This window comes from Clostridium hominis (assembly GCF_014287825.1).
Lineage (GTDB): Bacteria > Bacillota > Clostridia > Clostridiales > Clostridiaceae > Clostridium > Clostridium hominis.
The window spans coordinates 183122-198455 of record NZ_JACOOO010000016.1 but is presented as its reverse complement, the minus strand read 5'-3'; the positions used below and the strand labels follow the sequence as shown (position 1 = coordinate 198455).

Genomic DNA, 15334 nt, shown 5'->3' with positions numbered 1-15334 from the left:
GAAATCATTAAAGGAGGGAAAAGGCTTGAAAAAATTTGATATGTATTTATATGATCATTTAGACCGTGAATATGATAGAAAGAACTTATACTTGTATGAAGTTGCATCTCTTCAATATGAAATAGAAGGTGCACAAGGAAATGAGAAAGCAGAATTAAAAAAGAAATTAGACCAATTAGTAAAAGGAAAAGCTGATCATCCATATATAAAGAAATTGAATGAATATAAAAGTAGAGAAAAATCTTTCTTAGAAGAAGTTAATAAGAAAGTTGCTGAATATAGAGGAAAGGTAGACACTGAGCTACCAAAAAGAGTTCAAAATTTAGAGGTAAGATTATTTAAAGCTAAACAATTAGTTAGTTTTTATGAAAAGTATGTAGATTTAACATACGATGCAGAATTGTTATTTGAGCAAAATAAAATGGAGATAGCTCAAATACCTCCTATATTAGACTTTGCTAAAGAAACTTATAAAGAATTAGTAGAAGCTAAATCAAAGAAAAATAATATAAACTCAGAAAAAAACTCTAAATTCCAAGAGGAGTTTAAGAACTTTAAAATTGAAGAAAAGAGAAACTTACAACAAAGAATTAAAGATGTAAAAGTAAAACAAAAAGAAGGTTTAATATCAAAACAAGCAAGAGAAAATACTATAAAGGAACTTAAAAGAAAATATAGAGAATTAGTTTTAGTAAAATCTTTTGAGTGTGAAAAAACTTATAATGAAGAAGTTATAAAAAATAAAAAGTATGAACTTAATAAAACACTTAAACAAAAAATTAATACTGTAAATGTAAATGTTTCTGATCTTAGAAGAGTTTATCCAATAGAAGTAGAAAAGAAGACTCTATGGAAATCATATGTGACTATTTTATTCCCAGGATTAGGGCAATTACTTAATAAGCAGTATATAAAATCGATAATAATGTTCTTAGGTAGCATTTATATATACGCAATGGCTATTCCATATGCATTAGGCTATGGTAACTATAAGGGAGAAGGGATTGCAGGTCTTATTAGCTTAGCAGAAGGTGCAGGAAAGCTTGACAGATCAATAATATTTATGATTGAAGGTATACTTGCAATAACTTTAATCGTATTAGCTCTAGTATTACTATTATTATCTTTTAAAGATGTTAATAAAGTTGAAAAAGAAGAGATAAAGGGAATAAGAACAAGGACTTGGATAGAAACTAAGCAAAGTTTACTTGAAGATGGATTCCCGTATATGGTATCAGCACCAGCATTAGTGGTGACAATATTTATGGTGTTTATACCAGTTGCAACAACAATACTTTTATCATTTACAGGAATGGATCCAAAGCATCAAGCTAAATTTGGATGGGAAGGTCTAAGTAACTATAAGATGATTGCTTTAGGACAAGGATTAGCTGGATCAGTATTCTGGAAGATTCTTGGATGGACAATAATCTGGACTTTAGTTGCTACAACATTAGCAATAGCCTTAGGATTTGTTTTAGCTATAGTTCTTAACAATGATAGAATAAAAGGTAAAACATTATTTAGAACAATATATTTACTACCTTGGGCTGTACCAGCATTTATAACAATAACATTCTTTAGTATATTATCATCTCCAAATGGAGCATTAACACAGGCTCTACAAGGCATTTTTGGAGAAGGATTATCAATAAAAAATAACACATTTGTAGCTAGATCAGTACTTATTTGTATACAAGCATGGCTTGGAAGTGCTTATGTATTCTTATTATCAACAGGAGTTCTTCAATCTATAAATAAAGAACTTTATGAGGCTGCTGATATAGATGGAGCTACAAGCTTTAAGAAATTATCAAAGATCACTATACCATTAGTATTATTCCAAACAGCTCCACTTTTAGTTGGGCAATATACCTTTAATTTTAATAATTTCTCAATCATATGGTTATTTAACAATGGGGGGCCATTTAACCCATCAGTATATGGGAATCTAGCAGGTTCAACAGACCTTCTAATTTCATACATCTATAAGCTTACTTTAGAAAATCAATATCAAGCTTTAGGTGCTGCCATAACTATGATAGTTTCTATAGCTCTTATAATAATAGCTTATATTGGATATAGAAATACAGAAGTATTTAAAAAGGAGTAAGGGGGTAACGGTATGTTAGAAACAAACAATGTTAAACAGAAAAGTTCATTAAAGAAGAAAAAGAAAAGTAATCTTTATCTTTCAGATAAACAACCTCTTACTTTAGGAGGGAAAATTGTCCTAGGAATATCTTACGTATTCTTAATAGGTTGGGCATTAGCTGTAATATGGCCAATATTACAAATTATAATATCTTCATTTAATGGTGAACAAGGAAAAAGGTTAAATCTTAATTCAGGATTTAGTTTTTCATTAAAACATTTCCAACATTTATTTGAAAATACAATGTATTTAAAATGGATGGGTAATACAATATTTATAAGTGTTGTGACTGCTATATTAGTAGTATTAATTGTATCATTTACAGGATATGCTTATTCAAGATATAGATTTAAAGGTAAGAAAGTATCTCTTATGACAATAATGCTTATACAAACAATACCACAATTCGTTGGTATAACAGCATACTTTACTATGTACTCAATTGCATCTGATATGGTTCCAGCTTTTACTAGACAGATGATGCTTATACTTATCTATGCAGGTACAGGTATTGCAGGAAATACAATTATATTAAAAGGATATTTAGATTCCATCTCAACAGAATTAGATGATGCTGCAAAAATTGATGGATGTTCTAGTATGAAAATATATAGACTTATAATAATGCCTATAGCAAGACCAATGCTAGCAATTATAGCATTATGGTCATTTATAGGACCATTCATGGATGTTCTATTATCAAAAGTTTTATTAACTACACCTGCTGATTACACATTAGCAGTAGGGTTATATACTTTAGTAAATGATGAACGTACAATTAACCAACCAGCCTTTGCAGCAGGAGCTCTTTTAGCGGCTGTACCAATAGTAATATTGTTTATTGCATTACAAAAACAATTAGTATCAGGTCTTTCAAATGGTGCTACAAAAGGATAGGATAGGAGCGAGTAGATATGAAGGTAACATTAAATAATATAGGTAAGAAATATGAAAGTAGAGAAGATTTTACTCTAAGAAATATAAATTTAGAAATAGAAGATAAAGATTTCTGTGTAATATTAGGACCATCAGGATGTGGTAAAACTACATTGTTAAGAATGATTGCAGGACTTAACTCAATTACAGAAGGGGACCTTTTATTTGGAGAAAAGAGAGTTAATAAATTAGCTTCAAAGGATAGAGACATAGCGATGGTTTTCCAAAGCTATGCATTATATCCACACATGACAGTTTATGATAATATGGCATTCTCTTTATCAATGAGAAAAGAAAGAAAGAACGTAATTAATGAACGTGTAATGGAAGCAGCTAAGCTATTACAAATAGAAAATTACTTATACTCTAAGCCTTCAGATATATCAGGAGGGCAAAGACAAAGAGTTGCCTTAGGAAGAGCTATAGTAAGAAAACCAAGCGTATTCTTAATGGACGAACCTCTTTCTAACTTAGATGCAAAACTTAGAGAGCATATGAGAATTGAGCTTGTAAGAATTCATAAGGCACTTGGAACTACAAGTATATATGTTACTCATGATCAAGTCGAAGCTATGACAATGGCAACTAAAATTGTTCTTATGAACGATGGTAAGATTCAACAAGTTGGTAAGCCATATGAATTTTATGAAAGACCACAAAACATGTTCGTAGCTAAGTTTATAGGGTCACCAACTATCAATACGATAAAAGGTAAGATGGAAGGAAAGAAGTTTGTTTCAGAAGATGGAATGATTTCTGTTACACCATCAGAGAAAGATTTAAAAGCATTAGCAAATCATGTTGGTAAAGATGTTTACTTAGGAATTCGTTCTGAAAGATTTGTAAGTGGAGAAGCAGAGGAATGCTTTGAAGGAACAGTAGATGTAATTGAAGTATTAGGAAAAGAAAAAACATTATTCGTTAAATTAAAGAGCGGAAAAGATATAGTTATAACAGTTCCAGGTTACTATGCATATGAAGTTGGAGAAAAGCATACATTCGGATTTGATTTAGATGCATTACACTTCTTCGATGCAGAAACTGAAGAAAGAATAAATTAGTACAAGCAAAGCTTGTAGGAGAAATATTTGCCCTAGGGCAAAGAGAAATGTGCCTGCGGTGGAGAAATACTTGCCTTAGGGGCAAAGACAAATATGACTTCGTCAGAGAAATATGCTTATGGCAGATATAATATCTATGCTGTAGGCATATTTTTTTCTGTAGCTTTAACCACATATTTCTCTTCAGCCTGCTGAACATTTCTCTATGACGAAGTCATACATTTCTCTTGCCATAGGCAACATTTCTCTTTGTGAGCGAAGCGAACAACTTAACTATATTTCGTATATAATATTAAGTCCTAATTTCTTAGCGTATTCATATGCTTGATCCATAGATGAATCCCACATGAATTTAGGTTCATGACAATCGGAATTTATTATAACCTTCAAATTAGTTTTAGCTACTCTTTCCCAAAACTTATCATGAGGATAAGGATATCTATATACATCAGGAAATGATGTTATTCCTTTTCTAAAGCCATTTGCATTAAGCTCAAGTATAGTATCATTCTTTAGTGCACTTTCTATTATTATTTCACAAGCTTTATCACAGTTTTCATCCCAAGGAAGATTATTTACAAATATAAGATCAGGATGAGCTAAGAATTTGAAAAAGTCAGTTTCTAAAGCTTTAGAAATTGATAATGCATAATCTATGTAAGCATCGGTAGAACTTAATGAAAAAGTATGTACTAATTCACCTTTTGATAAGAATGCATGTTGACCTAAGATTAAGTAATCAATGCTTAAATAATTTAAGAGGTAATTATAATAGCTAGATACTGATTCATCATATTCTATTTCTAAACCTATTAAAATTTTTATTTTATCTTTGTATTTTATTTGCAAGTATCTAACAGTATCGATATAGTCTTGAAGCTCTGAATAATCCATTCTAGTATCTTTAGAGGAATTTAGTCTACCGTCAGGATATGGAGCATGGTCACTAAATCCTAATATAGTTAATTTACTTTCTAAGGCAGACTTTAAGTAATCTAATTCAGTTCCAACGGCATGTCCGCACCTATATGTGTGAGTATGATAATTTACTTTATGCATAATAGAAATCTCCTAAAATAATTTATTATAATATAATTCTATAAATATATTATATAAAAGTAAACAAAATAAACCTCACATAATAATGTAAGGTTTATGGTTGCGGGAGAAGGACTTGAACCTCCGACCTTCGGGTTATGAGCCCGACGAGCTGCCAACTGCTCCACCCCGCGATGTTATATAGTTGTTTAAGTATTTATATTATAGTATATACATAAATTACGATAATATGCTAAATAATAAAAAAATATTTTTATTTGTTTTAAAATAAGAAATATGTATCAATAGATTTAATAGATATTAAATTAAAAGGTAATATAGGGCTAAATATCGAATATATATTATTGTAAAGGTATACATTAGGAGTTGGAGGGGTCAAAATGAAAATAAAAATTAAATCACTATTAATAGATAAGGATAAGAGCATAGCGGAAGGTATATGTGGCGATAATGCTTTTACAGTAAGAGATTTAAAATTTAACGTAGATCCGGAAAGTTTAGAAGTAACTAATGAAGATTCTGAAATATTAAAATGCCTTAAACATTGCATTAATGAAAATAATAATGAAATAGATTACCTAAGAGTGAGCGAGCTCATAGATACGAGCAATATTATATGGAATAACTTCTGGAATGAAGAAGAATTTAATCGTACATGTAAATTTGAATTTAGAAATTGCTTTAATTTAGAAGAATGTAAATATGTTTATGTAAATTAGAATAAAAGTGCGAGCTAAGGCTCGCAGGTGAAAAGTCGGCTTCGTCGAAGGGAAAATGCTACTAGCGTAGCAGGGAAAGATTAACCAAAGTTAAAGGGAAAAGTATTAAAATAGATATAATGTACTATTGCCAAGGGCAATATTTTCCCTATCACCTTAGGGATATTTTCCACTCAGCTTCAGCTGACTTTTCCCCTTTGGCGAAGCCAAACTTTTCACCAAAGTGCTTAGCACTTTACTTATTTTGCCATTGAAAAGATAATTCCAAGTATAGCTGAAGCTGCAATAAATACTACAGGGTGTAGTTTTTTTGTAGCTTTTACTTTATTGGTAAGTACAAATAATATTATTGCTAAAACTATTGCACCAAAGTTAAAGAAATCTAATATTGAACCACTAGATTTAAACTTATCTGAATTTGTTAATGATAGCATTATTACAGGAACACCAGCAGTTGCTATTAAAGCGGTAGAAGTTGGTCTTAATGAATAGAATACTGATTTAACTATAGGACTATCTTTAAATTTTGATAAGAATTTAGCTATAATAAGAATTACTATTATAGATGGAGCTATAAGTCCTAAAGTAGCTATTATAGATCCTAGAGGCCCAGCAGTAGTAAAGCCAACATATGTTGCCATATTTACACCTATTGGTCCTGGAGTTGACTCAGAGATAGCTATCATATCTATAAGCTGAGCTTGTGTAAACCATCCTGTTTTTAAAGCCATAGCATCTAAAAATGGAAGAGTTGCCATACCACCGCCAACAGCGAAAAGGCCTGTTTTAAAGAATTCATAAAAAAGCATTAAATAAATCATTTATTTTTTCCTCCATTTAAGTATTACACCAGCTATTCCGGCAAAAAGAACAAAGACTATAGGGGATAAATCTGTAAAGATAGCTGCAATAAATATAACAAAGAAAATTATTGTTGTAGCTATATCTATAACAGAGCTTTTCCAAAGCTTTATAACTGCATTAATAATTAGAACACTTACACAGATACGGATACCAGCAAAGGCATTTTTTACTATAGCTAGATCTGCAAAGTTTTGAAGAAATGCTGCAATTAAAGTTATTATTATTAATGAAGGAAATACAACCCCAAGTGTTGCTACAATGCCTCCAATATTGCCAGCGCATTTTTGGCCGATAAAGGTAGCTGTATTTACAGCAATTATTCCAGGAGTACATTGACCAATTGCGTAGTAGTCCATTATTTCTTCATTAGTTACCCATTTTCTTTTTTCAACTACTTCACGTTGTAGTATTGGGAGCATAGCGTACCCTCCGCCAAAGGTAAGGCCACCAATCCTAGCGAAGGTAAAAAATAAATCTAATAATTGTTTCATTATATAAATTTCTCCTTATTAAAAAATACTTAATTATATTGCCAAGAGGTTATTATTGGATGTTATAATAAAGATATACTAAAATATAATAGCACTTTTTTTAGTATAATAAAATAATAAGTTAGGGGAGAGCAATATGGGTTTTGAGATGGGGATGTTTAATTTTATGTCTTTTATATTTCCTGTATTTTTTATATTATTCTTTGGAATGTTTATTTTTATAATAATTAGAAATGTAAAAGAGTGGGCTCATAATAATAAACAGCCAATTATACCTGTTGATTCAACTATTATATCAAAGAGGACAAATGTATCTCACCATCACCATGGAGATACACATACAACATCATCAAGTACTACTTATTATGTGACTTTTCAGTTTGATAACGGGGAAAGGCTTGAGTTAAGGGTGCCAGGAGAGCAATATGGTTTAATGGCCGAAGGAGATAAAGGTGTTTTATCTTTTCAGGGAACAAGATTTATAAGTTTCGAGAGAAAAATTACGTATTAATAAAGATTAGAGTTCATTAAAAAATGAACTCTAACTTTTTTTCTAAAAAATCAAGAGCTTCTTAGATTGGCTTTGAATATTTTTTGTTGAGAGATAATAGGAAAAACTTTTTACGATAAAAGTAATAAGATATAATATAGAATAGGAAATATATTCAAAAGGGGATAAAGATGATAAAAATATTATTTTTAGAAGATGAGCCAACGATACTAGAGGTTACTACAGAATATATGAGGATGAAGAATTACGAGGTTTTTTGTGCAAAAGATGCAGAAGAAGCTATGAATCTTATAAAAAATTATAAATTTGATATAGCTATATTAGATATTATGGTACCAAAGGGAAGTGGATTAGATATTTTAGAGTATATAAATAAATCTAAGATAAGGATGGGAACCATAATGCTATCAGCACTGGGAGATGAGCAAACTCAGCTAAAAGCTTTTAATCTTTATGCTGATGATTATGTAATAAAACCATTTTCGCCACTTTTATTATTAAAGAGAATAGAATCAGTTTTAAGAAGAATGCAAGTGGACAAGTCAAATGATGAAAACTTAAATGGTTTGTATATAAATGATGATACTTATGAAGCTTATTATGATAATTCACCACTTAATTTAACATTAAGTGAATTTTTGTTATTACAAACATTGTTTAAAGAAAGTAAGAGAGCATTTACAAGAGAGCAGCTTATATTAAAAATTTTTGATGATAGTTACTTTGGAAATGACAGGATTATAGATGCTCATGTTAAAAATTTAAGAAAAAAGCTTCCTAAAAATTATATAAAAACTGTGACTGGTGTTGGATATCAGTTTAATAAGGAGGCTAATTAATGAATCTATCAAAGAAGACCTTTTTATATAGTGCAATTATAACTACTATAATAGTTGTGCTTATGATTGGGTATTTTGTACTTATGCTTCCATCACTTTATGTAGCATACATGGAAGAAATTAATTATAATTCCATAAAGCAAGTACAAGAAAAGTTTTTAGAAGAGGGCACTTATAAAGAGATTTCTTCAAGAAATCCTACAGCAACATTTACCTTGAAAATACCTAATAATGAAAATAGGTTACTTCTTTTTAATGGATTTGGAAATATAGAGATAACAATAGACGATCCAATTTTACAGGAAGCTATCGATAAGATAAGGTACTATGCAGATAATTATGAAGAACTAGAGAATATAGATGAGTCAGAGGAAGAATATTTTAAAGATGTTTTTAATTATATAAAGGAACTGGTTAAGATAGAAGGTTTACCAATTAGTATAAAAGCATCTAGTAATGATAACTATTTAGATTTTGAGGAAGTATCTTATGATGTAGACGTTGTAGATGATAATACTATAATTTTTCAACAAGATGTAACTGATAATGTTAATTATTATACCAATTATATAGCCTTTAGCAATTATAAAGGAAATATAGTTGTAACCTTACTTCCTGTTATGACACCACAATTAAATGAAATAAAACCAATTATATTTCAGAGCTTACCTATGATAACGGCTACAGCTATATTAATAATTTTAATATCAACTATATTTTTCTCAAGGAAAATAATAAACCCTATTGAAAAGCTAGCTAATCATGCTATGTTTATAAAGGGAAATTCTAATCTTGAAATATCACCAATAGAGATAGATGGAAAAGATGAGATTGCTAAATTAGGTGAAGTATTAAATGAACTTTATGAGGAACTTAATAAAAACTTTAAGGAGCTAGAAGAAAAGAATAAATTCCTGAAGGAGCAAAATGTAAGGCAGGAAGTGTTTTTAAGAGCATCATCACACCAATTAAAAACTCCAATTGCAGCATCATTATTGCTTTTGGAAAGCATGATAAATGAAATAGGTAAATATAAAGATACTAAGGAGTATTTACCAAAGGTTAAAGAGCAGCTTCTATCAATTAAAGATATAGTAGATAGTATTTTAAATCTTAATGAAGATACTAATGGGATAAATATAGATAAAGTAAGCGTAGGTGAATTGCTTAAAAATGCATTAGAATATCACGACATAAATATTAAAGAAAAAGAAATAAGTATAGATATAAATTTACAGGATGTAACAATCAATACTGATAGGAGTCTTATTTATAAAGTTATAGATAATTTAATTAGTAATGCTGTAAATTACACTAAATGTGGTGGAGTCATAAAAGTTATATTAGATCAAGATTCATTAAGTATAATTAATTATGGAGGAAGAATATCTAATGGCTTATTGCCACATATATTTGAACCATTTGTATCAAGTAGCACTGAAAATAGGGGGCGTGGTTTAGGTCTTTATATAGTTACTTTTTATTGTAAGTTATTAGGTTTAAAGATTGAGATAAATAATATAAAAAATGCTGTAGAGGCAAAATTATACTTAAATTAGGAGTGAAAGAAGCTACATATGTAGTTTCTTTTTTTATTTTTTATAGTTAGACTTAATGATAATTATTATCACAGTAAAAAGGAGAACTTTGTTCCAATATATCAATATAATATTAAAGAAGTATTAAAAAAGGGGATATCACAATGGCGGAAGAAAAAGAAAATAAGTATCATATGATAAAAAGAGTATTAATAATAATATTAATAGCAAATTTTGCAGTATCAGCAGCAAAGATAATTATAGGTTACTTAACTAAGAGCTTAAGCTTATCAGCAGATGGGTTTCATTCTTTTTCTGATGGTGCATCAAATATTATTGGGTTAATAAGTATAACTTTAGCTTCAAAACCTATAGATGAGGAACATCCATATGGGCATAAAAAAATAGAAACAATGGCTAGCTTAATAATTGGAGGTATGTTAGTATTTCTTACTTATAATATAGTAGTGCAATCTATACAGAAGTTTTTTAATCAGACAGAGATTATAGTTAGTTTGGAAAGTATTATGATACTATTATCTACTTTGTTTATTAATATTTTTGTAGCATATTACGAAAATAAACAAGGTAAAAAATATAACAGCTCATTTCTAATAGCAGATTCAATTCACACTAAAAGCGATATCTTTGTGTCTATCGGGGTATTAACTACATTAGTATGTATAAAGCTAGGCCTACCTTCAACTATAGATGTTTTTGTATCAATTGTCGTTGCGGGATTTATTTTATATGCTGCCTACGAGATATTTAAAGATGCTTATAATGTACTTATAGATAGCAGAATCTTAGATGAAAAAAATATTAAAGATGTAGTTATGAAGACATTTAATAATGTTAAAGATGTGCATAAAATAAGATCTAGGGGTGGAAAAGATTATATATTTGTAGATATGCATATAAAGGTTAATCCAAACTTGAAAGTAACTGAAGTACATTCGCTTGTTCATGATATAGATAAAGCTATTAAGAAAAAAGATAATAGAGTTGTTGAAACAATAATTCATGTAGAGCCATTTAAATAAAGTGCTAAGCACTTTGGTGAAAGGTTTGACTCCGTCAAAGGGGAAAAGGTCACTGAAGTGACGGTGAAAACATTGCCTTCGGCAATAGTGAAAAGTATCTACGCTAGTACCTTTCACTTTAGCTTAAGTTAATTTTTCCCCGCTACGATAGTAGCCTTTTCATCTCGACGAAGTCGATTTTTCATTTGCGAGCGTTAGCTCGCACTTTATTTCATTAAATATATATATCTTATGCATTAAATCTTCATCAGATATTCATAACAATTTACTATAATTTACTTATAGGATATGAAAAGTAAATTTGAAAGGGGATTAATGATGATAACGATAAATAATTTGACTGTAAAGTATGGGGAGCAGGTTGCGCTTAATATAAAATCATCTATTACTTTTAAAAAGGGAGATAGAATTGGAATAATTGGATCTAATGGAGCAGGAAAAAGTACTTTAGTAAAAGCAATCTTAGGTTTAATCAACTATCAAGGAAAAATTCATATAGAAATAAAACCGGAGCAGATAGCTGCTCATATGCAAGAAAATAATTATGTTGAAACTATGAAGATAAAATATGTAATGGAAGCTATATTAAACACTAAAATAAAAAAGAATAGAAAATTACAGGAGTTAATAGAGTTCTTTAATTTTGAGAGGTGTTTAAATAAGAAGTTCTCAAATCTTTCAGGAGGACAAAAGCAAAGATTTACTATAATAATGGTTTTAATGCAAGATTCTCCTTTAGTATTTTTCGATGAAGTTACCTCTGGATTGGATTTTGAAACTAGGCAGCAGCTTATGAGTAAAATTACTCAGTGGTATGAAGAGAAAGACACTACTATATGTATAGTATCTCATTATTATGAAGAACTTGATAATATAGCAGAAAAAATTCTTATATTAGAAAAAGGTAATGTTGTTGATTTTGGTTATAAAGATGATCTATTTAGAAAGTATTGTGGAAATTCAATTATAATAATAGCTAATACAGAAAGTAATATGGCGATAATAAAGGAATTTAAGAAGATAGAAGCACCAGAACATTTAATAGCAATTTCATGCGATGATGACGATGAAGAAATGGATATAATGAAGCTATTAGTAATTAATGATGTTAATTTTAAGAGAAGTAATAATGATATAGAAATAATGTCTATAAATGCGAAGGCAAGTTTTAAGAGGGGATTAGAAGGGGGAGTTCGAAATGAATGTAAAGCTATTTAATATATCACTAATAAAATATGAACTTAGAAATATAACAGGAAATATATTTACTATAATTTTTGGGGTGTTTTTTCCGATAATGATGACGGCGGGATTGTCTCCTATATTTATGAAAAGTGTTCCAGATAATCTTAAAAGTACAGCCTTTACAGCTTTTTTTATAGGAGCAAGTACAATTATACCGTTAGCTAGTGTATTTATAGGGTATTCAGCAGTATTTTCACAAGAGGTAGAATATAAGATTCCTATGAGACTTAAGTTATTTGGATATAAAGAAAGTACATTGGTAGCATCAAAACTAATTGCAAATTTAATATTTATAACTTTGTCTATTATATTGTATGTAGGTGTAAATTATTTAATATTAGACTTACAAAAACCTAATTTCACTTCAGCGATTATATTAATAGTTTCAATATATTTATTAACTATATTCTTGTTTATATTTGCTCATGGAATATCATTAATATTTAAAAAGTTTGCACCAACAAATGCATTAACTATGATTCTTTACTTTGGAATAATGATTTTAAGTGGATTATTTGGAGCAACTCCTAATGACTTTCCACAAGCTTTGAAATATATAGCTTATTTATTGCCAACAACTTATATAAGTCAAGATTTTATTAACTTTTGGAATGGTGGATCATATAACTTTGGACCTTTTATACAATCATTTATATTGTTTGGAGTAGTTTCTTGCTTAGTACTGTTCTTTGCAATACAAAAAAATAGCAGAGAGAAATAAATAAAGTTCGGAGAACTTTGGTGAAAAGTTTGACTTCGTCAAAGGGGAAAAGTCAGCTGACGCTGAGGGGAAAAGTTCACTTCGTAACAGGGAAAATATTGCCTTTGGCAATAGTGAAGAGTATCTGAGTATTGCACTTTTTACTGCTACGATAGTAGCCTTTTCCCCTTAACTTTAGTTAACTTTTCCCCGCTGCCTTAGCAGCCTTTTCATCTCGACTAAGTAGACTTTTCACTTGCGCACTTAGTGCGCACTTTTTTTTATTGTTAAATTTATTTAATATACTTTTAACACTATATGATAGATAGAGATGCAAAATAAGATGTAAAATAGAAAGTTTACATAAAAAATATTGTTTAATTAGTATATATAATGGTATTATGTAAGAGTAAAAAATTATTAATTATCGAGAGGAATAATAATTAAATATGAGTAATTTTGAAATTTTTACAGGAATTTTTGGTGGTTTAGGTTTATTCTTATATGGAATGAAGCTAATGGGAGATGGGCTTGAAAACATGGCTGGTGACAAGCTAAAAAGCATCCTAGAAAAAATAACAAGTAATAGAATAATGGGTGTTTTTGTAGGAACTATTGTTACAGCTATAATTCAAAGTTCAAGTGCTACTACAGTTATGGTTGTAAGCTTTGTTAATGCAGGATTAATGTCATTAATGCAAGCTACAGGAGTAATATTAGGAGCAAATGTTGGGACAACTATTACAGCTCAAATGGTAAGTTTCAAATTAGACGCAATTGCACCGATATTTATTGGTATCGGAGCTGTTATAATGCTTGCAGCTAAAAAGAAGAAAACTAAAGATTTAGCGTACATATTATTAGGATTTGGTATATTATTTATGGGTATGGGAATGATGTCAGGAGCTATGAAACCTGTATCTAAGTTACCTATATTTGAAGAGTTCATAGTTATAATGGGAAGTAATCCGTTATTAGGAGTACTTGTTGGGGTAGTAATGACAGCTATATTACAAAGTTCATCTGCTACAACAGGTATATTAGTTGCGTTAGCAGCTGCTGGAACTATTGATATGAAATTAGCTTTCCCAGTTGTATTAGGTTGTAATATAGGAACTTGTGTAACATCTATGCTAGCTGCAATAACAGCTAATAGAACAGCTAAAAAGGCTGCCTTATTACACTTAACATTTAAAATTTTAGGAACTATAATATTCCTACCTTTTGCAGCACAAGTTGTAAAATTAGTTGGTTATATGACACCAGACAACGTTGGTAGACAAGTAGCTAATGCACATACTATATTTAATTTATCTATAACAATTATAATGTTACCTATTGCTGGATATGTTGTTAAGTTCATTAATCGCATATTACCAGACAAAGAGGATGAAAAAAAAGAAGGTGCTATTTATTTAGACAAAAAGCTATTAGAAACTCCAGTGGTTGCTAGTGGACAAGTTGTCAAAGAAACTGTAAGAATGGCAAATATAGCGAGAGATAATTTTAAGTTATCTATGAAAGCTTTCTTTGAAGGTGATGAGGAAGATATAAACAAGGTTTATGAAAATGAGAATTTAATTAATGTACTAGAAAAAGAAATTACTGAATATCTAGTTGAATTATCTCAACATAATCTTCCAGAAGAAAATGCTAAATTAGTAAGTGAAGCTTTTCACTCTATAAATGATATAGAGAGAATAGGTGATCACTGTGAAAATATTGTTGAGCTTGCAACATCTAGAAGAAAGAAGAATATAGAAATAACTGAAGATGCTTTAAGTGAGTTAGAAGAGATTTATAATGCAACATTAGATTCATTAGAAATTGCAATAAGTAGTTATGAGAATGAATCTACAGAGCATAATTCAATAATTGATAAAGTTGAAGATAGAATAGACGCTCTAGAGAGAAAGTTTAGAAGTAACAATATTAAGAGACTAAATAGTAAGAGATGTATGGCAGATGCTGGTGTAATGTTATTTGACCTTTTATCTAACCTAGAAAGAATAGGTGACCATGCAAATAACATAGCAACAGCAAAAGAAGTACATGAAAATAGACTAAACGCTTAATTCAATGAATAATTCAAAATTAATAATTATGAATCAAGGAAGAAACCGCTTTTATGGCGGTTTCTTTTTATTAAAAGGTTAGGTTGATAACTTTTTAA

The 15334-nt window shown here is 29.6% G+C and carries 14 protein-coding genes and 1 tRNA gene; 11 read left to right on the top strand and 4 right to left on the bottom strand.

The window, feature by feature from the left end; all coding sequences use genetic code 11:
• The first annotated feature begins 25 nt into the window (after positions 1-25).
• The 3 genes from H8S20_RS09140 to H8S20_RS09130 are packed head-to-tail and all read left to right on the top strand — an operon-like array spanning position 26 to position 4152.
• Positions 26-2113: a carbohydrate ABC transporter permease gene (locus H8S20_RS09140; RefSeq protein ID WP_207725288.1), complete on the top strand. Its 2088-nt coding sequence runs from the start codon at positions 26-28 to the stop codon at positions 2111-2113.
• Between the two features lie 12 nt (positions 2114-2125).
• Positions 2126-3052, top strand: a complete 927-nt coding sequence (locus H8S20_RS09135; protein ID WP_032117565.1) for a sugar ABC transporter permease — start codon at positions 2126-2128, stop codon at positions 3050-3052.
• A 17-nt stretch (positions 3053-3069) separates the two neighbouring features.
• Positions 3070-4152, top strand: coding sequence for an ABC transporter ATP-binding protein (locus tag H8S20_RS09130; protein ID WP_032117566.1), 1083 nt, complete (start codon positions 3070-3072; stop codon positions 4150-4152).
• 273 nt (positions 4153-4425) lie between these two features.
• Here H8S20_RS09130 and H8S20_RS09125 read toward each other — a convergent pair whose 3' ends face one another.
• Together H8S20_RS09125 and H8S20_RS09120 are read right to left on the bottom strand one after the other, a co-directional pair.
• Positions 4426-5211: a histidinol-phosphatase gene (locus tag H8S20_RS09125; RefSeq protein WP_186859921.1), complete on the bottom strand. Its 786-nt coding sequence runs from the start codon at positions 5209-5211 to the stop codon at positions 4426-4428.
• A gap of 97 nt (positions 5212-5308) precedes the next feature.
• A tRNA-Met gene (locus tag H8S20_RS09120) sits at positions 5309-5384 on the bottom strand.
• A gap of 207 nt (positions 5385-5591) precedes the next feature.
• On the opposite strand from H8S20_RS09120, the gene H8S20_RS09115 reads away from it, so the two are divergent.
• Positions 5592-5930 carry a hypothetical protein gene (locus tag H8S20_RS09115; RefSeq protein ID WP_186859920.1) on the top strand — a complete coding sequence of 113 codons (339 nt, stop codon included), beginning with the start codon at positions 5592-5594 and terminating at the stop codon, positions 5928-5930.
• Positions 5931-6169: 239 nt separating this feature from the next.
• Here the strand turns inward: H8S20_RS09115 and H8S20_RS09110 are convergent, their stop codons facing one another.
• Together H8S20_RS09110 and H8S20_RS09105 are read right to left on the bottom strand one after the other, a co-directional pair.
• Positions 6170-6751: a chromate transporter gene (locus H8S20_RS09110; RefSeq protein WP_186859919.1), complete on the bottom strand. Its 582-nt coding sequence runs from the start codon at positions 6749-6751 to the stop codon at positions 6170-6172.
• Positions 6752-7285, bottom strand: a complete 534-nt coding sequence (locus tag H8S20_RS09105) for a chromate transporter (RefSeq protein WP_032117570.1) — start codon at positions 7283-7285, stop codon at positions 6752-6754. It lies immediately after the preceding gene.
• Positions 7286-7421: 136 nt separating this feature from the next.
• On the opposite strand from H8S20_RS09105, the gene H8S20_RS09100 reads away from it, so the two are divergent.
• The 7 genes from H8S20_RS09100 to H8S20_RS09070 all read left to right on the top strand — a co-directional run bounded on the left by H8S20_RS09100 (position 7422) and on the right by H8S20_RS09070 (position 15236).
• A complete protein-coding gene (locus H8S20_RS09100) occupies positions 7422-7796 on the top strand; it encodes a DUF2500 domain-containing protein (protein WP_243177593.1) in 375 nt (124 codons plus the stop codon).
• A gap of 170 nt (positions 7797-7966) precedes the next feature.
• Positions 7967-8635, top strand: coding sequence for a response regulator transcription factor (locus tag H8S20_RS09095; protein ID WP_032117572.1), 669 nt, complete (start codon positions 7967-7969; stop codon positions 8633-8635).
• Positions 8635-10194: a HAMP domain-containing sensor histidine kinase gene (locus H8S20_RS09090; RefSeq protein ID WP_186859918.1), complete on the top strand. Its 1560-nt coding sequence runs from the start codon at positions 8635-8637 to the stop codon at positions 10192-10194. Before H8S20_RS09095 ends, H8S20_RS09090 begins: the two co-directional genes overlap by 1 nt.
• Before the next feature lie 143 nt (positions 10195-10337).
• Entirely contained in the window at positions 10338-11216 is an 879-nt protein-coding gene (locus H8S20_RS09085) for a cation diffusion facilitator family transporter (protein WP_032117574.1), read from the top strand.
• Positions 11217-11534: 318 nt separating this feature from the next.
• Positions 11535-12434, top strand: a complete 900-nt coding sequence (locus H8S20_RS09080) for an ATP-binding cassette domain-containing protein (RefSeq protein WP_032117575.1) — start codon at positions 11535-11537, stop codon at positions 12432-12434.
• The gene (locus H8S20_RS09075) at positions 12415-13182 is read left to right on the top strand and encodes an ABC transporter permease (RefSeq protein ID WP_032117576.1); all 768 of its coding nucleotides are present in this window, start codon (positions 12415-12417) and stop codon (positions 13180-13182) included. Before H8S20_RS09080 ends, H8S20_RS09075 begins: the two co-directional genes overlap by 20 nt.
• 428 nt (positions 13183-13610) lie before the next feature.
• Complete coding sequence (locus H8S20_RS09070) at positions 13611-15236, top strand: Na/Pi cotransporter family protein (RefSeq protein ID WP_186859917.1); 1626 nt, start codon at positions 13611-13613, stop codon at positions 15234-15236.
• Positions 15237-15334: the final 98 nt, after the last annotated feature.